This window comes from Aminobacter sp. HY435 (assembly GCF_027568395.1).
Lineage (GTDB): Bacteria > Pseudomonadota > Alphaproteobacteria > Rhizobiales > Rhizobiaceae > Aminobacter.
The window spans coordinates 281,238-305,497 of the sequence record NZ_JANKZL010000005.1; the positions used below are offsets into that span (position 1 = coordinate 281,238).

Sequence of the window (24,260 nt, forward strand, 5' to 3'; positions counted from 1 at the left end):
GCAACTCGGCAGCCATCTTGGCATGCGGCCTTCGACGGCGGTTCGAGGCCTCGTCCCGGCGCAGCACGTACTTGCCTGACCGCGAACAACCTTTTGCGACGCCAGCCCCATTGCCGGGCGATTTTCTTGTTGCGTCGCACAAAGTGTTGCCATTTTTGGCTGGTTCCGGCCCAGCCACTATGCAATCTGCGGCCATGGTGGCTACGCGACTGCTCACTCCGCTTACCTTCGATAATACCTCGTTGCCGCGCGAGCAGCAGTTCGAGGCGTGGCGTGCCTATCAGGCTTCGGTGATCGACGTTTCGCCGAGCACGCCGACCAGCCAAGGCTTCGCCTACAAGCAAGATGTCTGGCATCTCGGTCAGATGGCCTTCGCCAGCGCGCAACTGCCGGGTCCGCTTGTGCCGCGCAACTGGAAACACCTGCGCAAGGATCCGCTCGACCACTGGTGCCTGGTGCTTCCCGACAGCAAAAGCGTGCAACCGGGCGACCATCCCAGGCAGTTGCACATCCGCTCGCTTGGCCGGCCGTTCGAAGGTGCCGCCGTCGACAGCAGCGTGTCGACGATGTTCATTCCGCGGGACTTGCTGCGGTCGATCTCCGGCGTTCTCGACGGCCATAGCGGAAGTTTGGAGACTTCCGGTCTCGGCGGCGTGCTCTCCGATTTCTTCATCGCGCTGGAGCGGCGGTTGCCAACCATCGAGGCAAAGGACATGGCGCGCGTCGTCGACGGCGTCAGGGCCTTGATCGTCGCCTGCCTTGCACCCACGGCCGACCGCTTGTGCGAGGCGAGCCCGCTCATTGCGACGACCGTACTGGAGCGCGCCAGGCAGGTCGTGCACAAGAACCTGCATTCGCCGCGGCTTGGCGCCGATCTGCTGTGCGCTCAGCTCGGAATATCCAGGTCCAAGCTCTACCGCCTGTTCGAACCGATGAATGGCGTCAGCCGCTACATCCTCAGGCAGCGCCTCGTCGCGGCTCACAAGGCACTTTCCGACCCCTTGGAAAATCGCAGCATGGCCACGCTGGCCGATCATTACTGCTTTCCCGACGCCGCGACATTCAGCCGGGCCTTTCGCAAGGAAATGGGCTGCAGCCCCAGCGAAGTTCGAGCCGAGGCTCGGGGCGGGCGTCCGCCGCTGTTGCGACTGCCAGCGATTCTGCAGGGGATGCAGCTTACCGATCTCAGCCAGGTGCTGTGGTATCTTCAGGTCTGAACGTTGCTCAGGCTGCAGCGAGATACAGCGCGACGACATAGTACAGGATGTACATTGCGTAGCTTTGGCCATTGCCGGTGTAGACCCGGCGGACGGCCGCACCCGATGCAACGACCGCCGCAGCAACGCCGTCCCAGAATTTCGTTGCTACAGGAATGGCGAGCGGGCGCGTACGCGCAGTGTAATAGGCGTAGAACTGGGCAATGCCGTGGACGGCCGCGCGGCCGCCGCCGATGCGATAGACAGTCCAGCTGACGAGGAACAGGGCGCCCGCGGCGATCGCCGTGGCGGTCATCACCGGCACCGGGTTCCAGTAGCCATAGATGGTTTCGAGCGACATGCCTTCCCACACCAGCGTCGAGGCGAAATAGGGATCGATCGCTGCCGAAACCGGATCCATCAAAAGTTTGGGAAAGAATGACAGCACGAATATCGCGGCAACCAGCACAAGCTGCGGTAGGAGCAACTGCGCCGGCGCCTCGCCGATTGCCGCCTTGCGCGCCGCGCCGAAAAACAGCGTGTGGCCGAGACGGAACATGTAGAGCAGGCCGATGAAAGTGGCCAGGACGCCCATTGCGATCAGCCCGTACCAGCCCTTGTCGGCCATGGCGCTGAGCAAAAGCCATTTGCCGCCGAAGCCGGCGAGCGGCGGCAGACCCGACATCGACACGAGCGCGATCGCGACGGTGACGAAGGTTACGGGCATTAGCCGGCCAAGACCGCCCAGCTCGTCGAGCCGCCTTGTGCCGCAGCGCCAGATGATGCCGGCCACGGCGAGGAAAAGGATGCCTTTGACCATCAGGTGATTGGCGACCAGGTACAGCGCCGTCACCCAGCCGAGATGGCTCATCAGCGCGATTGCGGTGATGATGTAGCCGAGCTGGCTCATGCTGGAATAGGCGAGCAGCCGCTTCACGTCGTCCTGCCGGAATGCCATCGCCGCACCCGCAACCGTGGTCAGCATGCCGGTCCAGGCCATCAGATGCGCGAGCTCCAAGCCGGCTTCCGAGCGGATGGCGAGGTAGGTGACGACGAACAGGCCGAAGATCGCGACCTTGCTTACGACCGAGGATAGCATCGCCGAAAGGTCGTCGTCGGCCTCGGCATAGGCGCCGGGTAGCCAGACATGGAAACCGATGGCGCCGGCCTTGATCAGGAACCCTATGGCCAGGAGCACGAAGGCCGCGCTGGCATCAGCGCCGCCAGTCCGAAAGGCCTGCAGCAATGGCGTGCCGTTGGCCGCGTCGGCCAGCGCGAAGCCGGCCAGCAGGCAGAAGGCCGAAACCAGCGAGAACAACAGGAACGGCAGCGCATGCGGGCGCGCGTTTTGCCCCTGCGCGATCATGAAATAGGACGAAAGCGTGATGAGCTCCCAGCAGAAGAAGAACTGCAAGTTCGTCGACGATCGCGTCAGCGCAGCAATCGACAGCAGCATCACCGCCATCAGCGGAAAATACCCCGGACGGGCGTCGGTGCGGTACAGGGCGGCCGAAGCGACGACCAGGCCTCCCGACAGCAGAAGCAGCGCAAACAATCTGTTGATGCCTTGCACCTCGCCGATGAGCCAGGCGCCGACGCCAAGAACCGAAAGCATCATCAAGAGGCATTTGACGCGGCCGGGCAGCCAGTCGAGTGCGTAAAGCACGCCGCCTGTGAGCAGCGGTGCAAACAGCCAGAGTGCAGCCGCCTCGGAAAGCCGCGCCGCAATCACGCCGGCGATGCACAGCAGCACCGCGCAGGCGATCGGCGGCAGCATCTGGGAAAAGCCGAGAACGGCGGCCGCTTGGCCGGGCAGGGCGCGTGTCGCCTGCTTGAACCAGCCGAACATGTATGCTGCCTCGAACAGCGAGCCGACCAGCACCACGCTGATCCAGATGTAGAGCTCGGCGCCCGAAAGCTGCATGACCAGCTCCCATTTCGCCCAGAAGCCGGGAAATGGCGGCAGGCCGGCGATGGCCACCAGCAGCATGGCGAAGACCAGCAACCCGGTCGGCCGTCCCGATATCGCCGACCAGCCGTCGATGTCGCGCTGGCCGACCGCACCAGCAAGCCAGAACAGGCCTGCCTTGGCGAACAGGTGATTGACGAACAGCCCGCCCACGACAAGCGGCAGCGAGGCTGTCGCTCCTTGCTTGGAAAGCAGTGCCAGTGCCAGCGTCAGCAGTCCCATCTGGGCAATCGACGAATAGCCGAGCATGCGCTGGGCGTTGGTCTGCTTGAGGCCGACGAGATTGGAAAACAGGAAGGTCGCGCCGCCTGATATGGCGATAAGCCAGAGCTGGTTTTCGAACAGCGGCAACAGCTTGAAGAGAGCAAAGAACACGCCGGCGGAGACAGCGACCGAAACCAGCGCCGCGATGCCGCATGGCGCGGTCTCGTAGACATCCAGCCCCCAGCCATTGGCCGGAAATGGCTTCAGCTCGATGATCAGGCAGGCAAGCACAAGCAGCAGCGCGGTGGTGGCGATCGGTCCGGATATGGCGTCGCGCTGGGCGATCAACTGGTCGATGTTGAGCGTGCCGGTCGCGTGGTAGAGCAGGGCCGAGCCAAGGAGGAAGAACGACGAGGCGAGCACTGTCGCCATGATGTACTTGAAGCTCGCCGCCAGCGCGGCCGGGGTCCTGTCGAGGCTGAGCAGGCCATAGGTGGCGATCGAGACGATCTCGAGGAAAACGAACAGGTTGAACAGGTCGCGGGTCATCACCATGCCGTTGATGCCCATGATCAGGATCAGGTAGAGCAACAGCGCGCCGTAGCTGTCGCGCAGTCTTGGCCACAGCTGCCACGCGCCGAGAATGGCCGCGATGCTGACGCTGACCACGAAGAACCCTTCCCACAGCCCGAAGCGGAGGTTGATCGACAGCGGCGGCGTGACGCCTGCGGTCAGCACCTCGATGGTCGGCTGGCCATTGAGCAGGTTCGAGAAGTTGACGGCTGCAATGACGGCCATGCCGCCCAGCGCGACGACGAAGGCAATCGCCGGCAGCGGCTTGCCGATCCGGTAGAGAAGCGGGATCAGGAAGCCTCCGCCCAGGCCGAGCAGGAAGATGTTCAGCGGCTGGAGCAGCGCCTCTACCATTTCGATTCCGTCAGCACGTCGATCGAAAGCGTCTTGTGGGCATCGTGGATCCGGATGGCGTAGGCCAGCATCACCGCTGTCACGGAAAAGCCGATGACGATGGCCGTCACCACCAGCGCCGAAGGTATGGGGTCGACGGCGCGGGTGGTCGCTTCGTCGATGCCCAGGGCCTTGTCGATGATCGGCGCGGTGCCGCCGGCGATATAGCCTGTCGCCACCATCACGATGTGAATTCCGGTGTCGAGCAGGCCGAAGCCGATGATGATGCGAAGCAGATTGCGGTGGCGGAGAATGCCCCAGATGCCGATCAGCATCAGCAGGAAGCCCGTCGTCAGCAAGATGGTGGAAATCGGCAAGCCCATCGGTTTGGTTCCAATGCTCAGCTGCGGAATCGGTCGATGATGACGGAAAGCTCGGCCCCGACCTTGATGCCGAGCAGGGCGGAGATCACCGGGATGGCCCCGGCGCTGATCAGCGTGCCAAAATCGCCGAGCGGCAGGATGTGGCTGTCGAGGAAGCCCGCGGCGAAGACCAGCCCCAGGATGCCGATCGAGACATAGACCACCCCGGCAAGGGATTCGGTGACGCTGAGAAAGCCATGATTCAGCCGGGTGGCGGGCAGGGCGAGCATCAAGAGCATCGTTCCCGAGGCAACGACTGCGCCGCCCTGGAAGCCGCCGCCGGCCGACAGGTGGCCGTTCATGATGACATAGCCGCCGAACAGGAAGATCAACGGCAGGATTACCACGGTGCCGTTTTCGACCAGTTCGCTCGGGCGGCGGGGCTTGTCTGCGTCGGCGGTGTGCGTTTCGCCTTCGCCGCCGGACAACAACAACCCGACGCTGGCCGCCACCATGAACAGCACGGCGACCTCGCCGAGCGTATCGAAGCCGCGATAGGTGATGAGTATTCCCGTCACGACGTTAGCCGCCCCGAGATCCCCGGGCACCAGGGTCAGATACTGGCGGGCCAATTCCGATACGCTCTCCCGTTCTCCATAATCACCGACAATGCCGGCGAAAATCACCGCAAACATCGCCACCGCGAGGATCGAGAAAACCGTCCTCATCGGGAAGCTTGCTCCCTTGCCCGCGCCTCGTCCTCGTCGCGCAGCGCATCGACCATCGTCGGGGGCGCCATGGGCACGTGCCTGGCGTGCGCGGCGCGCGACAGTGCGTGCGAGGACAGCGGGTTGGTCATCAGCACGAAATAGCCGACGACAAGGAGTTTCAGCGCCCAGTCGGGATGGTAGAAGCCGATGCCTACCAGCACGAGGATATTGCCGAGCGTCGAAGCCTTGGTCCCCGCCTGGATGCGGGTGAACGTGTCGGGCATGCGCAACAGCCCGAGCCCGGCGGAAAACAGGAAGAATGCGCCGAGCAGGATGAATATGCTGCCGACCAGTTGCATCATTCCTCCTTGCCGCCGCCTGTGCGGCGAATGGCGTAGAGGAAGATCAGCGTTGCCAGCCCCGAGCCGATCGCGGCTTCCGCCATCGCCACATCAGGTGCGGCAAGCAGAACGTAGGAGACGGCGGCGAACAGGCTGGCGAGACCCGCGCTGACCATGGCCGCCATCAGGTTGTCGAGGCAAACGGCGAGCACGCCGCTGACCAGGATGCTGACGCAGACGAGCAGGACAAGGATCTCGAGCATCATCCTACGGCCCCTTTTCCAGGAACCGGGCGATGGCCAGAACGGCAAGGAAACTGAGAAGCCCGTAGACCAGTGCGACGTCGATATAGACGAACCGCCCCGAGACATGGGCGTAGAGCGCGATCATGCCGATCGACACGACTGTCAGCATGTCGATGGCGACGACGCGATCGACGGCCGTGCGCCCGAGCACGAGGCGGATGACCCCGAACAGCACGGCGAAAAAAATCATTACGCCTGCGATGCCGATCAGGACGTCAGCCAAAGACCGCCTCCAGATGTCGTTCGAACGGGCGCACCATCAGATCGGTCGCGCGCTCGGGGTCGGTGGTTTCGACGTTCAGCCAATGGATGAACATCGCATCGTCCCTGAGGTCCATGACCAGCGAGCCGGGTGTCAGCGCAATCGAATTGGCAAGCGCCAGCCGGCCGACCGGCGTTTTCAGCCGCACATGAACCTTGACGATGCCCGGGTGGATGTCGATGCGCGGCGCATAGACGTAGCGCAGCATGTTGAGGTTGGCTTTCACCAACTCGATGAAGAACCTGCCGGTATAGGCGAGGAAATGCCAGGCCGTGCGCGGCGTGACGGAGAGTTGCCAGACAGGGCTTCGCCGCGCAAAAATCCAGGCGATGGCGAACGAAACGATGGCGCCAGTGGCGAGTATCGGCACTGCGAGCGAGGAATTCAGGATCAGCCAGAGCACGAACAGCAGGAGCCACAGCACTGCCATGCCGCCGGCTTTCGCTGTCGCGGGGGCGCTCATCTTGCCCGGCTCGCCATTGCGACGCCGCTGAGGATGCGGGCCGGAAGATAGATCACCAGTGCGGCGGCGCCTTCGATGGCCGAGCCGCCATCAGCGAGAAGCGTTTCGCCAACGGCGGCATCGCCGCTTTCGATGAAACGGCGCATCAGGCCGCCATGACCCCCGATGCTGATCAGCGTCGGCGAGCTGGCGAACACGTTGTGCGCCCCGCCATCAAGCTCGGACGCATCGAGAACGACGATGTTCTTTTCCCGCAGCAAGGCGACGTCAGAACCGCTGCCGACGCGCGGATGTCCACCGGCGATGCGGCGCGAGATGTTCAGGGCACGGTCGCGCCTCGACACCACGATGGCGAAGGGCTGCGGCAGTTCGCCAATGTCGCGAACCTGGCTCTGGAACGCATCGATGTCGATGTCGGGTGCCGCAAGTACCACGCCGTTGAGACGCTCGAGATAGCGCCCGCGTCCGGTCTGGGCCAGCTCGCGCAAAGCTTCCATCACGACATATGCGCCCATCGAATGGCCGACGAGGATGATCCGGTTGGCCTTGGTCCGGGCCGCGATCTCGATGGTTTCGGCAAGCCCGCCGCGTCCGACCACCGTGCTGTCGCGGTCAAAGACATAAAGCGGCAGCGCGCCGCCCGAAGGCCAAGCATAGTGCAATGTAACCCCCCGGACCTCGTAGTCGTGGGTTATCTGGGCTGCCCGAAACAGGCTGTCGGCGATGTTGTTGTTGTAGCCGTGGACGAAAATGAAAATCTCGCGATTTTCAGGCGCACGCTGCGCCAGTGCTGCATTCAGGCTTTCGACGAAGTGGCGCCGGTCTGCGATCTGCCGATATGAGCGAGCGGCAAAATGTCGTGCCGGATCTGGTGTTCGGCCGGTTTTTTCAACCTCGCCGGGGACGTGATTTTGAGGAATGCCGATATCGAACTCGGCGAAATTCAGGTCTTGCGAGCGTTGTGCCGAATAGGGCAGCGAGAGATTGTCCGACCTTGCGCGGGTCGTCGCCAGATAGACAGGCACGGTTGCCAGGGGCTGCGTCGCAACTGTCGTCATGCCAAGTCCGGTGACGGCCCTCGGGCCGCCACAGCCAGTCAGGAAAACCAGCACAGCAAGGAAGGCAAGCAGGTGTTTTGTCGACATGCTCCCCTCAGGCTGCAGACAAGTCCGCTGTCCAGAAAGCAGCAATTGCAGGCAACGGCAACAGCCCGGAAACGATTTCCCGGCGCTCGTCACGGCAATCGGGACGCAACGCAAAGTGCTGGGATCTAGTGCCAATCACAAAGCTGGCGCGGGCGGACCAGGTTTGTTGCCGCACCAGAGTTTCGTCCTGGGGTTTTCTCCCCATCCAGCTTGTGGTTTCCGTGACTGCGCAGCCGCCGGTCTTGTTGTGGCGACGCCTTGACGCTGGTCGACCTGCGCCGGAAGTTTGAAACGCAATGCAAAGCTTCGGGACGCCCAGCTAATCCCTTCACCACGCGCGCCGCGCTAGTGTTTGGCTTAGCCAGACTGAATCGAACGTCAAGGGAACATCATGTCCGACCTGATCGTCATCATCTATCCGACCGAAGCAAAGGCCGAGGAAGTGCGCGAGCGGCTATTTGCGCTTCAGAAGGAATATCTGATCAAGCTGGGCGATGCGGTCATCGCAACCAAGAATGACGCCGGCAAGATCAAGCTCAACCAACTGATGAACACCACTGCCGCCGGCGCGGTTTCGGGCAGCTTCTGGGGTTTGCTGATCGGAGTTCTGTTTCTCAATCCGCTTCTTGGCGTCGCCGTCGGCGCAGCGTCCGGCGCGCTCGGTGGTGCGCTGAGCGATTTCGGCATCAACGACGCCTTCATGAAGGAACTGTCGGCCAACCTCCAGCCGGGCAACGCTGCGCTGTTCGCGCTGGTGCAGGAAATGACCGCCGACAAGGTGCTCAAGGAGATTTCCGGGTTCGGCGGCGTGGTGCTGAAGACCTCGCTCGACGAGAGCAAGGAGCAGGTGCTGCGCGATGCGCTGCAGAAGGCATCCGCGAGCGCGTGACGTTCACGATCCGGGCATGCTGCCAGCGGCGTGCCCGGTCCACGAAGGCAGAGCCAATGGCCTCGCTTGAGACAATCGTCCCTCTCGTCGTCGAGGCGGTCTGCGGGGCCACCGGTGGCCTTGCCTTCGGTCATTGGGTCAACAGCGCCAGCCTGGGGCGAGGCATCAACGCGCTCGCCGGCGCTGTCGGTGGGCTTCTGCTGACTTGGCTCGTCGCCCGCACGCCGTGGGTCGACAGGCTGGTCGGCGGCGCGGCTGCCAGTGACGCTGCACTCACACCGTCGCTTGTCATCGGCGTCGGCGTCGCGGGCCTCCTGGGCGGCGCACTCTTTACCCTTGCGCTGGCGTTGCTGCGCAAGTCCGCGGGAACTTGGGACGTCTAGAATTGGAGGTGAGGCATGTCGTTCATCAAGAACTTGCTCACAAGCCCGGCCACCGTGCTGGTTGGCCTGGTCTGGCTGTTGTCGGCCTGTGTTCCGCAATCGCCGGGGCCTGGACCAGGGCCGTCCCGGCCACAGATGTGCAGCTTCGAATACGCACCTGTCTGCGCCCAGCGCGGCAACACGACCCGAACGTTTTCGAACGGCTGCCTGGCCCGTTCCGATGGCTTCCGCGTGATCCACAATGGCCAGTGCCGCAGGGCCGAGCCGCCGCGCGCCTGCACCATGGAATACGCGCCGGTCTGCGCGGTCAGCGGGTCCAGGTGGCGCACTTTCTCCAACAGCTGCATGGCGCGCGCCGACAATTTCCGTGTCGTGCACCAGGGGCGTTGCCGTTGACGGCCTGACCGGGAAGTGGTCCGATCAGGCAGCATTTTGAAGTTGAGGGGCGGGAATGCAGGGTAAAGGCCGGTTGAATGGGTTTATCGCGACCGGCATCCTGGTCCTTGCCCTGCTCAAGGTGGGCGACTCGATCTTCGTTCCGTTGGTCGTGTCGCTCTTCGTCATCGCACTGGTGTGGCCGCTGCAGGCCGCACTGCAAAAGGTTCTGCCGCGCCTGCTCGCGCTGTTCATCACGCTCAGCCTGACGATCGCCGTTGTCGTCGCGGTCGGGTCGTCAGTCGTCTGGGGGTTCGGCAAACTTGCCCAGTGGCTGTTTCTCAATGCGGGCCGTTTCCAGGCCATTTACGTCGACTGGACCGAATGGCTGGAAGAGCGCGGTATAGCCGTTGCCGGTCCGCTCGCGGACCGCTTCGATGTTACCTGGCTGGTCGGATTCACCCAGGGCGTGGCGGGGCGCCTCAACAGCTTCGCCGGTCTGGCGCTGCTGGTTTTCGTACTCGTCATGCTCGGCCTGCTCGAGGTCGAGGATTTCATTCGGCGCCTGCAATCGCCCGCCGCCCAGCCGCACGGTGCCCGTATCCTCGCAGCCAATCGCGAGATCGGCGCCAAGCTGCGCCGCTTCATGCTTGTCCGCACCTTCGCCAGCGTGCTGACCGGTCTCGTCGTCTGGGGCTTCGCGATTGCGGCAGGCCTCGAATTGGCGACGGCCTGGGGCGCGATCGCGTTCGCCTTGAACTACATTCCATTCCTGGGGCCGTTTTTCGCGACGATGTTTCCCACAATGTTCGCCATCGCCCAGTTCGAATCCTGGCAGATGGCGCTTCTCATCTTTGCCGGGCTCAACCTGATCCAGTTCGTCATCGGCAGCTATCTGGAGCCGATCATCACCGGCGCGTCGCTGGCGATTTCGCCCTTTGCCGTCATCTTCGCCGTCTTTTTCTGGAGCTTCATGTGGGGCATCTCGGGCGCATTCATCGGCGTGCCGATCCTGATCGCCTTCATCGTCTACTGCGCCCAGGCGCCGTCGATGCGCTGGATCGCCGTGCTGTTGGCGTCTGGCAAGATCGCTGCAGTTGAGGAGAAGCCGATGGGGGAAGGCTAGCGTGGGAATTCTGGACGTCGCTGCGGGGCGTGCCCGGTTGTTGAACTATGCCATCGTGCGTTGTATTTTGACGGGCGAATTGAGCATGATTGCGAATCTATTCGCAGTTGAGGGAAGTGCTTGAGACCGACTGCCGAGTAGGCTCGAACCCTTCACAACTGCGCTGTGACGAAAACACGACCGGGGATCCCCGATTGTCCGGGGTCCCGACGAGGGGCGTCATGATTGCAGGTGCACAAGGCATTGCCGAGCGCAGATCTTTCGGCATCGAGGCATTCGCCGAGGCGGCAAGCCCGCCCGGCGAGCCCATACCGCATTTCGAATTTTCAACTGACGACGTGCATGGGCCGGACCAGTTCGATGCGTGGCGGCATAACTTTGCGCCAATGCTCGAGCTTACCCCCGAAGGCGAAACACCGTCAGCATTCTATGGCAGGCAGGTGATATGGGACCTTGGTTGTCTCGCGCTCGCCTCGATCAGCACGGAAGGATTGAACTTCGCCAGCTTGCCGGGCCATGTCCGACGCGACCCTCTCGATCACTGGATGATGACCTTGTTTCTCGACGGCGGCGCGGAAACCGACGCCCAGGAAAAGTCTTTCCAGGGTGGGCCGGGCGCCGTGCAGGTCCATCCGCTCGGTCGCCAGTTCGTCGGCCATGTCAGCGATAGCCAGATGTTGATGATGTTTGTGCCCCGGGACTTTTGCCGTGAGCTTGCAAGTTCGGTCGGCGCCGCCGAATTCTCGACGCTCGATGGCGGCATGGGGCATTTGTTTGCCGATTATGTCACCGGCCTGGCCAGGCGGCTGCCTTCGCTCTCCGTGACCGACATCCCCGGGCTGGCCGCCGCGACCCGCGCCATGATCCTTGCGTGCGTTGCGCCTTCCGCCGATCGCATGGTCGAGGCCAGAACGCACATTGCCGGCGTGTTGCTGGAACGGGCCCGCCAGTTCATCAACGCCAATCTCTACGATCCGCAACTGAACAAGGAAGCGCTTTGCCGCAAGCTCGGCATCTCGCGGACCAGGCTCTACCGTCTGTTCGAACCGACCGGCGGCGTGATGCGCTACATCCAGCACAGGCGCCTTGTCGACGCGCACCGCGCCTTGGCCGATCCCGGCGATACGCGCCGCATCCTTGAGATCGCCGAGCAGCGGGGCTTCAACGACGGGGCGGAATTCAGCCGGGCTTTCAGGCGCGAGTTCGGCTACAGCCCCAGCGAAGTCAGGTCGCGCGGCATGGGCGATTTGCCTGCAAAGCCTGGATCGGATCTTTCGGAAGCGTTGCCCGAAGACCGGCTGGGCATATTGCTCCGCCGGCTGCAGGGTTGAATGAACAGCCCTGCCTAGCTGATCGTGTTTTCCTTTTTGCTTTCGCAGTCCCGCCCTTGCCCGCTTGGCGTGGGGCAGCTTTCACCGGTGCATTCCTGGCCCTGTGCTCGCGCCGCCGATATTGCGCCTGCGCCAGGTATGGCCATGGCGAAGGCGATGGAAAATACGAGAACGGTCACGCGCATGTCACTCTCCTTGCGATTGAGCGCCGGTGTGATGCGATGGTGTCGGGATTCGCCGAGTGGGAACGCCGTTGGCAGTCGATTGTCATCCTAGACCAATCGTGACGATCGTTGAATACGCAATGCATCGATATCGCTGGATTGGTACGGTGTTTGAAACCTTGTGCATGTCGGCTTTGACGGGCGAGGCCAGCATTTACGTTGCCCGGACGTCTTTTTTTGTCTAATGCCAAGACCATGGTGAACTTGCCCGAAAAACTGCTCTCCGGTTACCGCAACTTCATGACCGGTCGCTATGCGGCCGAAACAGAACATTACCGATCGCTGGCCCGCGAAGGCCAGACGCCCGAAACGCTTGTCATTGCGTGCTGCGATTCGCGCGCCGCGCCCGAAACGATCTTCGATTCTGGTCCCGGCGAGCTCTTCGTCGTCCGCAACGTTGCGAATCTGGTGCCGCCCTATTCGCCGGATGGCGAATTCCACTCCACTTCGGCCGCGCTTGAGTTCGCCGTGCAGGCGCTCAAGGTCAAGAACATCGTCGTCATGGGCCACGGCCGCTGCGGCGGCATCCGTTCAGCGCTCGACCCCAACTCGACACCGCTGTCGCCGGGCGACTTCATCGGCAAGTGGATGAGCCTGGTGGCCCCCGCCGCCGAGGCTGTGCAGGGCAACACGATGATGACGCCGGGCGAGCGCCAGACAGCGCTCGAACGCATCTCGATCCGCTATTCGATGAACAATTTGCGCACCTTCCCGTGCGTGAAAATCCTCGAGCAGAAGGGCCGGCTTGAGATTTTCGGTGCCTGGTTCGACATCTCCACCGGCGAATTGTGGGTCATGGACCGCAACACCGGCGATTTCGAGCGCCCCGCCTGAGGCTGACGCCGCTGGATCGTTGGTTCGGCCTTCCTGCCGGCTTGAAAGGGACGGCGTCTCCGGCCTAGCCTTGCGGGCAAGGAGACATCATGACCGCAAGACTGAACCCCGCAGCCTTTCGCCACCCTCTCGATGGCCGCCACCGGCCCATGTTCATCGGCGGCAAATGGGTGGACGCCCTGTCGTCGCGGACCTTTGAAACCCGCAATCCCGCAACTGGCGAGGTCATCGCCACCGTGCCGCGAGCCGGCAAGGAAGATGTCGATCTTGCCGTGGCTGCCGCGCGCAAGGCCTTCGACGGGCCGTGGAGCCGGTTCAATCCGCACGAGCGCCAGAAGCTGCTGCTTCGCATCGCCGATCTGTTCGAGCGCCACTGGGAGGAGATCTGCGTCTCCGACACGACGGATATGGGGCTGCCGATCGCCAGGGCGCGCGGCAACGCCAACCGGGTGCTCGGCATGTTGCGCTACTACGCCGGCATGGCCACCGCGATCCACGGCCAGACCGTCGACAATTCCCTGGCCGGCGACATCGTGTCCTTCACGCGCAAGGAGCCGGTCGGCGTCGTTGGCGCGATCATCCCATGGAACGCGCCGACGGCGGCATCTGTCTGGAAGATCGGTCCGGCGCTTGCCACCGGGTGTACCGTCGTTCTCAAGCCGTCGGAGGAGGCGCCGCTGACGCCGCTTCTGCTTGCCGAACTGATGGCCGAGGCCGGCGTGCCGGATGGCGTCGTCAACATCGTCACCGGCACGGGTTCGGAAGCCGGTGCGCCGCTGGCCGAGCATCCGGGTGTCGACAAGATCGTGTTCACCGGCTCGACGGCGACCGGCCAGAGCATCGTCCGCGCCTCCGCCGGCAATCTCAAGCGCGTCTCGCTCGAACTCGGCGGCAAGTCGCCGGTCATCGTCTGCGCCGATGCCGACATCGAGCGCGCCGTGCCGGTTGCTGCGATGTCGGTCTTTGCCAATTCCGGCCAGATCTGCATTGCCGGCTCGCGCCTGTTCGTCGCGCGTTCCATCCACGACGCATTTGTCGAGCGCCTTGCCGCCTACGCCAATGGGCTGCGCATCGGCAACGGCATCGATCCCGAAACAGAGATCGGCCCGCTCATTTCATCGCGCCAGCTTGAACGGGTCGAAGGTTATCTCGAGGCCGGCCAAAGGGAAGGGGCGCGGCTCGTCGCTGGCGGCCGCCGGCTTGGCGAAGGAGCGCTCGCCGCTGGCAATTTCGTCGCCCCGACTGTGTTTTCTGGAGTGACCGACGCAATGACGATCGCGCGCGAGGAGATATTCGGGCCGGTCATCTCTGCCATGCCGTTCGATACGCTCGATGAGGTGGTAACACGCGCCAACGATACGCCCTATGGCCTCGCCGCCGGAGTGTTTACCCGCGACCTCGCCACCGCGCACCAGTTGGCGAAGCGGCTGCGCGCCGGCTCGGTGTGGGTCAACACCTACCACGCCATCGATCCCGCGGTGCCTTTCGGCGGCTACAAGATGAGCGGCTACGGCCGCGAAGGCGGCGCAGAGCACCTGGAGGAATATCTGAGCACCAAGGGCGTCTTCATCCGCATCGACTGACCCGGGGCGTCGGCGCTCGTCAGCGCATCAGCTGGAACTCGTAAAGCCGGCGGTACAGTCCGCCGTTTTCCAGAAGCTCGGCGTGGCGTCCTTGTTCGGCAATCTTGCCCTTGTCCATGACCACGATGTTGTCGGCTTGGTGCACGGTCGACAGCCGGTGGGCGATGGCAATGGTCGTGCGCCCTTCCGACAGCAGCGCCAGCGCATCGCGGAACAGCGCCTCGGATTCTGCGTCGAGCGCACTCGTGGCTTCGTCAAGCAACAGGACATTGGCATTGCGCAGGATGGCGCGGGCAATCGAAAGGCGCTGTTTCTGGCCACCGGAAAGGAACGCACCGTTCTCGCCGACCTGGGTCTGATAACCCATGGGCAACGACATGATGAAGTCGTGCGCATTGGCTGCCTTGGCGGCTTCAATGACCTCTTCATCGGTGGCGGTTTCCCGCCCGAGGCGGATGTTGTGCATGATCGAGCCCGCGAACAGGAACGTATCCTGACTGACATAGGCGATGCGCTCGCGCAGCGAATGCAGCGTCGAATGGGAGATGTCCTGGCCGTCGAACCGGACCTCTCCGCTGTCGGGATCGTACATCCGCATGATCAGATTCATCACGGTCGACTTGCCGCTGCCCGAGGGGCCGACAAGTGCCGTCATCTTGCCCGGCGGGAAGGTCAGGTCGAGGTCGCGCAGCACCGGCTCGCCGTCATTGTAGGAAAAACTCACGTCCTTGAGTTCCACCGTGCCGTCACCGGCGGTCAACGGCTCTGCACCTGGCTTTTCCGACAGGGTCAGCGGCCGGTCCGCCAGTTCGAACATCATGCGCACGCCGACCAGGCCGGTCTCGAGAGAAACGCGCATGCGCGCCAGCCGTTTGGCGGGCTCATAGGCGAGGAGCAAGGCGGTGATAAAGGCCATGATACTGCCGGGCGTCTGCCCACCCTGGAGCACCAGATAGCCACTGACGAGCACTACGCCCGCGATGGCAAGCCCGGCGAGCGTTTCCATGATCGGGCTGGTGGCCGCTTCGAGCGCTGCGATCGAGTTGGCGCGCCTCTCGACGTCGCCCACGGCCTTATGCATCCGGCTCCGCATCAAGGTTTCGAGATTGAAAGACTTGACGATGCGCACACCGACAGTCGTCTCCTGCATGACCTGGACGATCTGGGCGAGAGATAGAAATTCGGCCTCCATGATCTGGCGCACTTTGCGCAGAAGCATGTTGACGCCAAAAATGGCGATCGGACCGACGATGAAGGCGACGAGCGACAAGGTTGGTTGCTGGATGACCATCACCGCGACCAGCCCGATCAGGGTGAACAGGTCGCGCACGAAGGACGTGACAATCAGATCGAGCACGGCGCGGGCCGCCTGCGCGTTGTGTGTGACACGCGTGATCAGTTCGGAAGAGGGCATCGCATGATAGAACGATATGCCCTGGGCCAGGATGCGATCGTAGATCTTGCGCTGGCGCTCGGCGATGATGGCGTTGCCGACGCGGCTCAGATAAAGCGACTGCACAAAGGTTGCGATGCCTTTGATTGTGAAGATGGCCGCCACTGCACCGGCAATCATGTAGACGCGGTATATGTCCCTGCCGACAACGAACTCGTTGGTGATGTCCTTCATGATCCAGGCGCTGGCTGCGGTCATGCCTGCCGTCACCAGCATGGCTACGATCGCCACCGAATAGCCAAGCGCATGCTTGCGGAAGGACTCCCGCACCAGTCTCCATATCAGTCGATGATTCTGCGTAGGACGAAAAAACGAAAGCAAATCAACGGGTCCTTGGACGGTGCTTCGGCGCGGAAGTCTATATAGAGGACCTGAGGCCGGAGGGAAACCGGCATTGGACGTTCCGTCCAGCGGCCAATAACGTCGTGGACAGGAAGGTGGGCGCGATTGCTGCCATATGCGTTTTCGCTTACGTTGACCAAACGATAAAAAGACGCCTTCGCCAACAACATCATCCCAGCCAGAGGTGGAAAGAATGAGCAGCAATTCCAGCAGTTTCGGCGTGTCGCGGCGTAGCCTCATCAAGGCTGCAGGTGCCTCGGCGGCCCTCGCAGCGGTGGGCCTGCCGGTCCGCGTGTTTGCCGCCGATCCGATCAAGGTCGCCGCCATCTACACCGTCCCCGTCGAACAGCAGTGGGTGAGCCGCATCCACAAGGCGGCAAACGCGGCGAAAGAGCGCGGCGAGATCGAGTATGTCTACTCCGAGAACACGGCAAACAACGACTATGAGCGCGTTATGCGCGAATATGCCGAAGCCGGTCACCAGTTGATCGTCGGCGAGGTGTTCGGCGTCGAGGACGCGGCGCGCGCGGTGGCCAAGGACTATCCGAACGTCGCCTTCCTGATGGGCTCGAGCTTCAAGCCGGACGCTGCCGTTCCGAACTTCGCCGTCTTCGACAACTACATCCAGGACGCATCGTACCTGTCCGGCATCGTTGCCGGCGCCATGACCAAGTCGAAGAACATCGGCATGGTCGGCGGCTATCCGATCCCCGAGGTCAATCGCCTGATGAACGCCTTCATGGCCGGCGTGAAGGAGAGCGCGCCCGACGCCAAGTTCCAGGTTGCTTTCATCGGCTCGTGGTTCGATCCGCCCAAGGCCAAGGAGACCGCCTTCGCCCAGATCGACGGCGGCGCCGACCTGCTTTACGCCGAGCGCTTCGGCGTCTCCGACGCGGCCAAGGAAAAGGGCGCACTGGCTGTCGGCAACGTCATCGACACCCAGGCCGACTATCCGGAAACGGTCGTCGCTTCGGCGCTGTGGCACTTCGAGCCGACGCTCGACAAGGCGATCGCGGAAGTGAAGGCCGGCACCTTCAAGGCCGACGACTATGGCGTCTATTCGTTCATGAAGAACGGCGGTTCCTCGCTCGCGCCACTCGGCACGTTCGAAAGCAAGATTCCAGAAGAGGTCAAGGCCAAGGTCGCCGAGAAGGAAAAGGCGATCAAGGACGGCTCCTTCACCGTCGAGATCAATGACGCCGAGCCGAAGTCGAGCTGATGACAGCGTTCTTCTCCCCGTTTACGGGGAGAAGATGCCGGCAGGCAGATGAGGGGCAGCGAATGCCTTTCCGATGCCGGCGCTGCCCCTCATCCGGCCCTCCGGGCCACCTTCTCCCCGTGAACGGGGAGAAGGGACCTCCAGCCGCCGCCGCTTCATGACAACAGAGCCCAGCATCGTCCTTCGCCTCTCCGGCATCACCAAGCGTTTCGGCCCGCTCGTGGCCAACGATGCCATTTCCTTCGACCTGCAGCGTGGCGAGGTCATCGCTCTGCTCGGCGAGAACGGCGCCGGCAAGACGACGCTGATGAACATCCTGTTCGGCCACTATGTCGCCGACGGGGGATCGGTGGAAGCGTTCGGCAACCAGCTGCCGCCGGGCGATCCGCGCGCCGCGCTCGATGCCGGCATCGGCATGGTGCACCAGCATTTCACCCTCGCCGACAACATGACGGTGCTGGAGAACATCTCGCTCGGCACCCAAAGCTTGTGGCGCCCGCGCCTTGACAGGGCCGCCGCGCGCCGGCGCATCGGCCAGCTCGCCGCCGATTTCGGCCTCGCGGTCGAACCGGACGCCACCGTCGCGTCGCTTTCGGTCGGCGAACGCCAGCGCGTCGAAATCCTCAAGGCGCTCTACCGCGACGCCCGCATCCTGATCCTCGACGAGCCGACGGCGGTGCTGACGCCGGCCGAAACCGACGCGCTGTTCCGCACGCTCAAGCTCCTCGTTGCCAAGGGGCTGTCGATCATCTTCATTTCGCACAAGCTCAACGAGGTGATGGCCGTCAGCGACCGCGTCCTGGTGCTGCGCTCGGGCCGCTTGTCCGGCGAGCGCCTGACGCGTGACACCGAACGCAAGGAACTGGCGGCGCTGATGGTTGGCCAGGAGGTCAAGCCGGCCGAGGTCGCAGCCGTCGAACCCGGCGCGGAGCTTCTGGTTCTCGACAACGTTTCGACCGCTCGCCGCAACGGCGCGGCGCTCGACCGCGTCTCGCTCAGCCTGCGCGCTGGCGAAATCACCGGGCTTGCCGGGGTATCCGGCAACGGGCAGGCTGCCCTTGCGGCGCTGATTTCAGGCACCGAGCGTCCCACCGCCGGCACGATCGTCATCGGCGGCGCGCCAATGGGCGAATGGTCGCCGCGCACGGCCCTCGGCCACGGCGTCGCCCGCATCCCCGAAGACCGGCACGCGGTCGGCACCATCGGCGACATGAGCGTGACGGAGAACGTCATCGCCGAGCGCTATCGCTCGGAGCGCTTCAGCCGGATGGGCTTTCTCGACTGGAAGGCGGCGCGCCGGTTCGCCGAAAAGATCATTGCCGACTACGACGTCAAATGCCCGTCGCCGGAGGCGCGCATCCGCCTGCTTTCGGGCGGCAATATGCAAAAGCTGATCCTCGGCCGTGCCCTCGATCCCGAGCCGGCGGTGATCCTCGCCAGCCAGCCGACGCGCGGGCTCGACGTCGGTGCGGTCTCCTATGTCCACCGCATGCTGCTCGCCGCGCGTCAAAGAGGGGCTGCGGTGCTGCTGATCTCGGAAGATCTCGAAGAGATCATGGCGCTCTCCGACCGCATCGTCGTGATGTCGAAAGGGCGGCTCTCCGCTCCATCGGCGCGCGGTGAAAGGACCATACGCGAATTGGGTGAACTGATGGCCGGACATGGCGACGAGCGAGGCGACCATGCGGCTTGAGCCGAAACCCGCGCCGTCGCTGGCGGTCACGCTGATCTATCCGGTCGCAGCGATAGCCGCGACACTCGTCTTCACGTCCCTGCTCGTGCTTGTCGCCGGCGCGTCGCCGCTGTCGGTGTTTTATCTCGTCGCCAAGGGAGCGGCAGGGTCGCAGTTCGCGCTGCTCGAAACCCTGACGCGCGCCACGCCGCTGATCTTCACCGGCCTTGCCGTTGCCGTCGCCTTCCGCGCCAAGCTATGGAACATCGGGGCGGAAGCGCAGCTCTATATCGGCGGCGTTGTGACGGTGGTGCTCGGCACGGGCGCGTTGCCTCTCGCCGCGCCCGTGCTCATCCCCGTCATCATGATCGCCGCGATGGCGGCAGGCGCTGCACTGCTGCTTGGCCCCGCCTTTCTGAAAACGCGCTTCGGCGTCGACGAGGTGGTCACCACGCTGCTGCTCAACTTCATCGTTCTGCTGTTCGTGTCGATGCTGCTTGAAGGCGTGCTAAAGGACCCGATGGGCCTTGGCTGGCCGCAGTCGCAAAAGGTCATTGCTGAAGCGCAACTGCCGCGCATCATCCAGGGCAAGAGGCTTCACTATGGCTTCGTCATCGCCATCGTCTCGGCCATCGTCGTCTGGGTCATCATGAAGAAGACTGCGCTCGGCTACGAAATGCGCGCCGTCGGCAACAATCCCGAAGGCGCGCGCTTCGTCGGCATTCCGGTCAACAAGGTGCTGATGAAGACCGCTGTGCTCTCGGGCGGCCTGGCAGCGCTTGCCGGCTTTTCCGAGGTTTCCGGGCTGAAGGGCAACCTGACGCTCGACCTGTCACCGGGCTACGGCTATTCGGGCATCGTCGTCGCCATGCTGGCGATGCTCAATCCAGTCGGCGTGATCGCCTCGGCGATCTTCGTTGCCGGTATCTTCGTCGGCGCGGATTCGATGAGCCGCGTCGCCAAGGTTCCGAGCTACATCGCCGACGTCATGGTCGCCACCTCGTTGCTGACGATGGTGGTGGCGATCCTTCTGACGCGGTTCAGGGTGAGGTGGAGGTGACCATGGACGCGCTTGAAATCCTCTTCACCGCCTCGTTCTGGGTCGCCGCCGTCCGCATCGCCTCTCCGCTGATCTTCGCCACCATGGGCGAACTGATCTGCGAACGGGCAGGGGTGCTGAATCTCGGCATTGAGGGGATCATGACGGCCGGCGCCTTCGCCGGCTGGTTCACCGTCTATGCCGGTGGCGACCTGTGGACCGGGGTGCTGGTGGCCGCCCTTGCAGGCGCTATGTTCGGCCTGCTGCACGCGACGCTGACGGTGCCGCTCGGCCTGTCGCAGCATGTCGTCGGCATCGGCATCACCTTGCTTGCCACCAGCCTGACCTATTTCACCTATCGCCTGGCGCTGCCGGAAGTGACGTCGCCGCCGAAGATCGAGGCGTTCCAGCCATTGCCGATTCCCGGCCTGTCGAAGATCCCGGTGCTGGGCGAAGCCCTGTTCACCCAGACGCCGCTGACCTATCTGGCTTTCCTCACCGTGGCCGTCGTTGCCTGGGTGCTTTACCGCGCGCCCGTCGGCCTCGCCGTTCGCGCAGCCGGCGAGAACCCGTCGGCTGTCGAGGCGCAAGGCATCTCCGTCACCGCCATCCGCATCGGCGCCGTGATGGCTGGCAGCGCGCTGATGGCGGTCGGCGGCGCCTTCCTGACAATGTCGGCGTTCAACTCGTTCTTCTTCGAGATGATCAACGGCCGCGGCTGGATCTGCATCGCGTTGGTGGTCTTCGGCTCCTGGCGGCCGGGCAAGGCGCTGATCGGCGCCATCCTGTTTGCCGCTTTCGACGCTTACCAGGTCCGGCTTCAGCAACTATCCGGCGGCATCGTGCCGTACCAGGTGTTCCTGATGATGCCCTACGCACTATCGATCCTGGCTCTGATCCTGGTGGCGCGCCGCGCTACCTATCCCAAGGCGCTGATGATCCCCTACCAGAAAGGCGAAAGATGAGCTTTGACCTGATCGTCCGTGGCGGCACGCTATCAGATGGAACCGTTGCCGATATCGGCATCAAGGGTGCCAAGATCGCCGCGATCGAACCGCGCATAGATGCTTCGGCCGGTCAGGTCGTCGACGCCTCTGGCAACCTCGTCAGCCAGCCCTTCGTCGATCCGCATTTCCACATGGATGCGACACTGTCCTACGGCCTGCCGCGCATCAACGCCTCGGGCACGCTGCTCGAAGGCATCTCGCTGTGGGGCGAGCTCAAGCCGCTGCTCACCCACGAGGCGGTGAAGGAGCGTGCGCTCGCTTATTGCGACTGGGCGGTGTCGATGGGCCTGCTCGCCATCCGCACCCATGTCGACACCTGCGACGACCGCCTGCTCGCCGTTGAAGCCCTGCTCGAGGTCAAGAAGGAGATCGCGCCCTACATCGATCTCCAACTCGTCGCCTTCCCGCAGGATGGGCTCTACCGCTCGCCGACGGCCCGCGCGAATACCATCCGCGCATTGGACATGGGCGTCGATGTCGTCGGCGGCATCCCGCATTTCGAGCGCACCATGGCCGATGGCACGCGCTCGGTGACGGAGCTGTGCGAGATCGCAGCCGATCGCGGCCTGATGGTCGACCTGCATTGCGACGAGACCGACGATCCGCTGTCGCGCCACATCGAGCAGCTCGCCTACGAGGCGCAGCGCCTGGGACTGCAGGGCAGGGCGGCCGGATCGCACCTGACGTCGATGCACTCGATGGATAATTATTACGTCTCGAAACTCCTGCCGCTGATTGCGGAAGCTGGCGTCTCGGCCATCCCCAACCCGCTGATCAACATCATGCTGCAAGGGCGCCACGACACCTATCCCAAGCGCCGCGGCATGACGCGCGTGCCGGAAATGCTGAAGGCGGGCATCCGCGTCGGCTGGGGTCAGGACTGCGTGCTCGACCCCTGGTACTCGCTCGGCACGGCCGACATGCTCGACGTCGCCTTCATGGGACTGCACGTTGCCCAGATGTCGTCTCCATCAGACATGCGCCGCTGCTTCGACATGGTCACCAAGGTGAATGCCGAGATCATGGGCCTCGACCATCTTGGCCTCGAAGTCGGCAAGACGGCGAGCCTCGTCGTGCTCGACGCCGGCAACCCGATCGAGGCGGTGCGCCTGCGCGCCGAAAGGCTCTGCGTCGTCGCCAGGGGCAAGGTCGTGGCCGAGCGTCCGAAGCGCGACACCGCGCTGTCGATCAAGGGCCGCCCGGCAACCATCAACCGCCGCCATGTGGTGCCGCCGCAGGGGAACTGAGACCGGGCGTTCAGGCTCCATCACCGTCTCGCTCTTTCCGAAGACCGGTCGCAGGCCTAGAATCGCCTTGCGGAATCAGGTTTGAATGCGAGGTGTCGCCATGAAGCCCAGAGCCATCTTGTTGCTGCTCGCTGCCGTCATGCTTGCCGGTTGCGTCTCGGCGGAGGAACAGCGCGCGCTCGACGAGGAAAAGTGCCGCTCCTATGGCTTCACCAAGCGCAACGACGCCTTTGCCGAGTGCCTGCAGCGCATCGAGCTCGACCGCCGCGCCGAGTTCCGGCGCCGCAGCGAGATCGATGACTGGGACCGGGCATTTGTCGTCTATCGCCCGATCATCGTGGCGCCGAAGCCCTAAAGAGCCACGCTGCGACGCAGCAACGCATGGCGAAAGCCAGTTTGCCCTCGCCAATATCGCCGTGACGGCCTAGATAGGCGCCTTCCGGACCCGTTGTCCGACGGACGCAGACACCATGACATTTCGACAAGCCCTCGCTCTCCCCAAGAGCAACCTCGTTCTCGCGGGCGTGCTGCTCATGCTTTTGGGCGACTTCATGTTCGCCCTCAATGACGCCATGGGCAAATGGCTGGTGACCAGCTTCTCCGTTGGCCAGGTGCTGTTCATCCGCTCTATCGGCGCGTTCATCATCCTTGGGCCGATGATCGCCAAGCAGGGTATCGCGCCGCTGACCAAGGTCGAGCGCCCTGGCCTGCAGGTGCTGCGCGTAGTGCTCGCCACGGCGGACACGGCGTTCTTCTATGCAGCGGTCGCTTATCTGCCGCTGGCCGACGTCATGACCTTCTACATGGCAGGCCCGATCTACATCGCGGCACTTTCACATTTCTTCCTCGGCGAAAAAGTTGGCTGGCGGCGCTGGATCGCCATCGTGCTCGGCTTCTGCGGCGTGGTCATCGCCTTGCGTCCTTCCACTGCCTCGTTGTCACTGGCATCGCTGTTTGCCATCGTCGGCAGTCTGTCGTTCTCGGTCACGCTGATTCTCAGCCGCAAGCTGCGCGCCACCAACGACACGACCCTGGTCACCTGGCAGACGCTGGGCGCGCTCGCTGTTGGCGCCATTCTGGCGATTGCCGACTGGCGTTCGCCGACAGCGCTAGACTGGTCTGCCATGCTTTTGCTCGGCGTTGTCTCGTGTGCCGCGCATCTGATGATCACGCGCGCGCTCAAGCTCGCGCCTGCGTCGCTGCTCGCGCCGCTGCAATATACGCTGCTGTTGTGGGCGGTGGTATTTGGCATCGCCTTCTTCGGCGACTATCCGGATGCGCAGGGATTGATCGGCTCGGCCATCATCGTGCTTGCCGGCCTGTTCATCTTCCACCGCCAGAAGGTTGTCGACAAGGCCGAACCCGAGACGGTGCCGACCAGCGTGCATTGAACGGGCGGCTGCGCGGTCGTCGCCAGCCTGCCGGCAAGTTCTCTCCGCCAATGAAGGGCGCGCGCTGGTCTGAAACGGCGGCGTCCTGGTCGCCGCCTCGCAATATGGGGTTCGTTCGAGGTGTTCTGGACCGTTGGTGGCTCCCGTCACGGTCACGGCATGGATTCCCGACACTCTCCGCTCGCTGCGCTCGCTCACGAGGTCGGGAATGACGGAAGTGGGGCCATCTCCGCAAATCCTTCAAAGTATGCGATTGGCGGTAACGACTGGCGGTGGCGGTGA

General features: G+C 63.5%; 24 protein-coding genes. 15 read left to right on the forward strand and 9 right to left on the reverse strand.

The window, feature by feature from the left end; genetic code table 11:
- Window positions 1-17 precede the first annotated feature (17 nt).
- Complete coding sequence (locus PCJ21_RS08580) at window positions 18-1,217, forward strand: helix-turn-helix domain-containing protein (RefSeq protein WP_269930973.1); 1,200 nt, start codon at window positions 18-20, stop codon at window positions 1,215-1,217.
- A gap of 7 nt (window positions 1,218-1,224) precedes the next feature.
- Here the strand turns inward: PCJ21_RS08580 and PCJ21_RS08585 are convergent, their stop codons facing one another.
- The 8 genes from PCJ21_RS08585 to PCJ21_RS08620 are packed head-to-tail and all read right to left on the reverse strand — an operon-like array spanning window position 1,225 to window position 7,863.
- A complete protein-coding gene (locus PCJ21_RS08585) occupies window positions 1,225-4,296 on the reverse strand; it encodes a complex I subunit 5 family protein (RefSeq protein WP_269930974.1) in 3,072 nt (1,023 codons plus the stop codon).
- Window positions 4,290-4,658 (reverse strand): sodium:proton antiporter, encoded by a 369-nt coding sequence (locus PCJ21_RS08590; RefSeq protein ID WP_269930975.1) that lies wholly within the window; start codon window positions 4,656-4,658, stop codon window positions 4,290-4,292. The genes PCJ21_RS08585 and PCJ21_RS08590 overlap by 7 nt, the downstream gene beginning before the upstream one ends.
- A 17-nt stretch (window positions 4,659-4,675) precedes the next feature.
- Complete coding sequence (gene mbhE, locus PCJ21_RS08595; protein ID WP_269930976.1) at window positions 4,676-5,365, reverse strand: hydrogen gas-evolving membrane-bound hydrogenase subunit E; 690 nt, start codon at window positions 5,363-5,365, stop codon at window positions 4,676-4,678.
- Window positions 5,362-5,706, reverse strand: a complete 345-nt coding sequence (gene mnhG, locus PCJ21_RS08600) for a monovalent cation/H(+) antiporter subunit G (protein WP_269930977.1) — start codon at window positions 5,704-5,706, stop codon at window positions 5,362-5,364. The genes mbhE and mnhG overlap by 4 nt, the downstream gene beginning before the upstream one ends.
- The gene (locus PCJ21_RS08605; RefSeq protein ID WP_269930978.1) at window positions 5,706-5,954 is read right to left on the reverse strand and encodes a hydrogenase subunit MbhD domain-containing protein; all 249 of its coding nucleotides are present in this window, start codon (window positions 5,952-5,954) and stop codon (window positions 5,706-5,708) included. The genes mnhG and PCJ21_RS08605 overlap by 1 nt, the downstream gene beginning before the upstream one ends.
- 1 nt (window position 5,955) lies before the next feature.
- Window positions 5,956-6,216: a monovalent cation/H+ antiporter complex subunit F gene (locus PCJ21_RS08610; protein WP_269930979.1), complete on the reverse strand. Its 261-nt coding sequence runs from the start codon at window positions 6,214-6,216 to the stop codon at window positions 5,956-5,958.
- Window positions 6,209-6,718, reverse strand: a complete 510-nt coding sequence (locus PCJ21_RS08615) for a Na+/H+ antiporter subunit E (RefSeq protein ID WP_269930980.1) — start codon at window positions 6,716-6,718, stop codon at window positions 6,209-6,211. Before PCJ21_RS08615 ends, PCJ21_RS08610 begins: the two co-directional genes overlap by 8 nt.
- Window positions 6,715-7,863, reverse strand: coding sequence for an alpha/beta hydrolase (locus tag PCJ21_RS08620; protein ID WP_269930981.1), 1,149 nt, complete (start codon window positions 7,861-7,863; stop codon window positions 6,715-6,717). The genes PCJ21_RS08615 and PCJ21_RS08620 overlap by 4 nt, the downstream gene beginning before the upstream one ends.
- Before the next feature lie 391 nt (window positions 7,864-8,254).
- Between PCJ21_RS08620 and PCJ21_RS08625 the strand changes: the two genes are divergently transcribed.
- The 7 genes from PCJ21_RS08625 (at window position 8,255) to PCJ21_RS08655 (ending at window position 14,608) form a co-directional block, all read left to right on the forward strand.
- Window positions 8,255-8,752 carry a DUF1269 domain-containing protein gene (locus tag PCJ21_RS08625; RefSeq protein ID WP_269930982.1) on the forward strand — a complete coding sequence of 166 codons (498 nt, stop codon included), beginning with the start codon at window positions 8,255-8,257 and terminating at the stop codon, window positions 8,750-8,752.
- A gap of 56 nt (window positions 8,753-8,808) precedes the next feature.
- The gene (locus PCJ21_RS08630) at window positions 8,809-9,135 is read left to right on the forward strand and encodes a hypothetical protein (RefSeq protein ID WP_269930983.1); all 327 of its coding nucleotides are present in this window, start codon (window positions 8,809-8,811) and stop codon (window positions 9,133-9,135) included.
- A 135-nt stretch (window positions 9,136-9,270) separates the two neighbouring features.
- On the forward strand, window positions 9,271-9,531 hold the full coding sequence (locus PCJ21_RS22085) for a Kazal-type serine protease inhibitor domain-containing protein (RefSeq protein WP_333474392.1): 261 nt from the start codon (window positions 9,271-9,273) through the stop codon (window positions 9,529-9,531).
- A 55-nt stretch (window positions 9,532-9,586) separates the two neighbouring features.
- The gene (locus PCJ21_RS08640) at window positions 9,587-10,636 is read left to right on the forward strand and encodes an AI-2E family transporter (RefSeq protein ID WP_269930984.1); all 1,050 of its coding nucleotides are present in this window, start codon (window positions 9,587-9,589) and stop codon (window positions 10,634-10,636) included.
- Window positions 10,637-10,857: 221 nt separating this feature from the next.
- Window positions 10,858-11,967, forward strand: a complete 1,110-nt coding sequence (locus PCJ21_RS08645; protein ID WP_269930985.1) for a helix-turn-helix domain-containing protein — start codon at window positions 10,858-10,860, stop codon at window positions 11,965-11,967.
- Window positions 11,968-12,386: 419 nt separating this feature from the next.
- Window positions 12,387-13,025, forward strand: a complete 639-nt coding sequence (locus PCJ21_RS08650; protein WP_269931120.1) for a carbonic anhydrase — start codon at window positions 12,387-12,389, stop codon at window positions 13,023-13,025.
- 89 nt (window positions 13,026-13,114) lie between these two features.
- Window positions 13,115-14,608, forward strand: a complete 1,494-nt coding sequence (locus PCJ21_RS08655) for an aldehyde dehydrogenase family protein (protein ID WP_269930986.1) — start codon at window positions 13,115-13,117, stop codon at window positions 14,606-14,608.
- Between the two features lie 19 nt (window positions 14,609-14,627).
- Here the strand turns inward: PCJ21_RS08655 and PCJ21_RS08660 are convergent, their stop codons facing one another.
- Complete coding sequence (locus PCJ21_RS08660) at window positions 14,628-16,382, reverse strand: ABC transporter ATP-binding protein (protein WP_269931121.1); 1,755 nt, start codon at window positions 16,380-16,382, stop codon at window positions 14,628-14,630.
- A gap of 214 nt (window positions 16,383-16,596) precedes the next feature.
- On the opposite strand from PCJ21_RS08660, the gene PCJ21_RS08665 reads away from it, so the two are divergent.
- From PCJ21_RS08665 to PCJ21_RS08695, 7 genes are all read left to right on the forward strand, one after another.
- Window positions 16,597-17,622 (forward strand): BMP family protein, encoded by a 1,026-nt coding sequence (locus tag PCJ21_RS08665; RefSeq protein WP_269930987.1) that lies wholly within the window; start codon window positions 16,597-16,599, stop codon window positions 17,620-17,622.
- A gap of 157 nt (window positions 17,623-17,779) precedes the next feature.
- Window positions 17,780-19,315 carry an ABC transporter ATP-binding protein gene (locus tag PCJ21_RS08670; protein WP_269930988.1) on the forward strand — a complete coding sequence of 512 codons (1,536 nt, stop codon included), beginning with the start codon at window positions 17,780-17,782 and terminating at the stop codon, window positions 19,313-19,315.
- A complete protein-coding gene (locus PCJ21_RS08675) occupies window positions 19,305-20,354 on the forward strand; it encodes an ABC transporter permease (RefSeq protein ID WP_269931122.1) in 1,050 nt (349 codons plus the stop codon). Before PCJ21_RS08670 ends, PCJ21_RS08675 begins: the two co-directional genes overlap by 11 nt.
- Before the next feature lie 2 nt (window positions 20,355-20,356).
- Window positions 20,357-21,298, forward strand: a complete 942-nt coding sequence (locus PCJ21_RS08680) for an ABC transporter permease (RefSeq protein ID WP_269930989.1) — start codon at window positions 20,357-20,359, stop codon at window positions 21,296-21,298.
- Window positions 21,295-22,587 carry an amidohydrolase family protein gene (locus tag PCJ21_RS08685; protein WP_269930990.1) on the forward strand — a complete coding sequence of 431 codons (1,293 nt, stop codon included), beginning with the start codon at window positions 21,295-21,297 and terminating at the stop codon, window positions 22,585-22,587. The genes PCJ21_RS08680 and PCJ21_RS08685 overlap by 4 nt, the downstream gene beginning before the upstream one ends.
- A 100-nt stretch (window positions 22,588-22,687) precedes the next feature.
- Window positions 22,688-22,942, forward strand: a complete 255-nt coding sequence (locus tag PCJ21_RS08690) for a hypothetical protein (RefSeq protein ID WP_269930991.1) — start codon at window positions 22,688-22,690, stop codon at window positions 22,940-22,942.
- A gap of 115 nt (window positions 22,943-23,057) precedes the next feature.
- The gene (locus PCJ21_RS08695; protein WP_269930992.1) at window positions 23,058-23,978 is read left to right on the forward strand and encodes a DMT family transporter; all 921 of its coding nucleotides are present in this window, start codon (window positions 23,058-23,060) and stop codon (window positions 23,976-23,978) included.
- The last annotated feature ends 282 nt before the right edge of the window (window positions 23,979-24,260 follow it).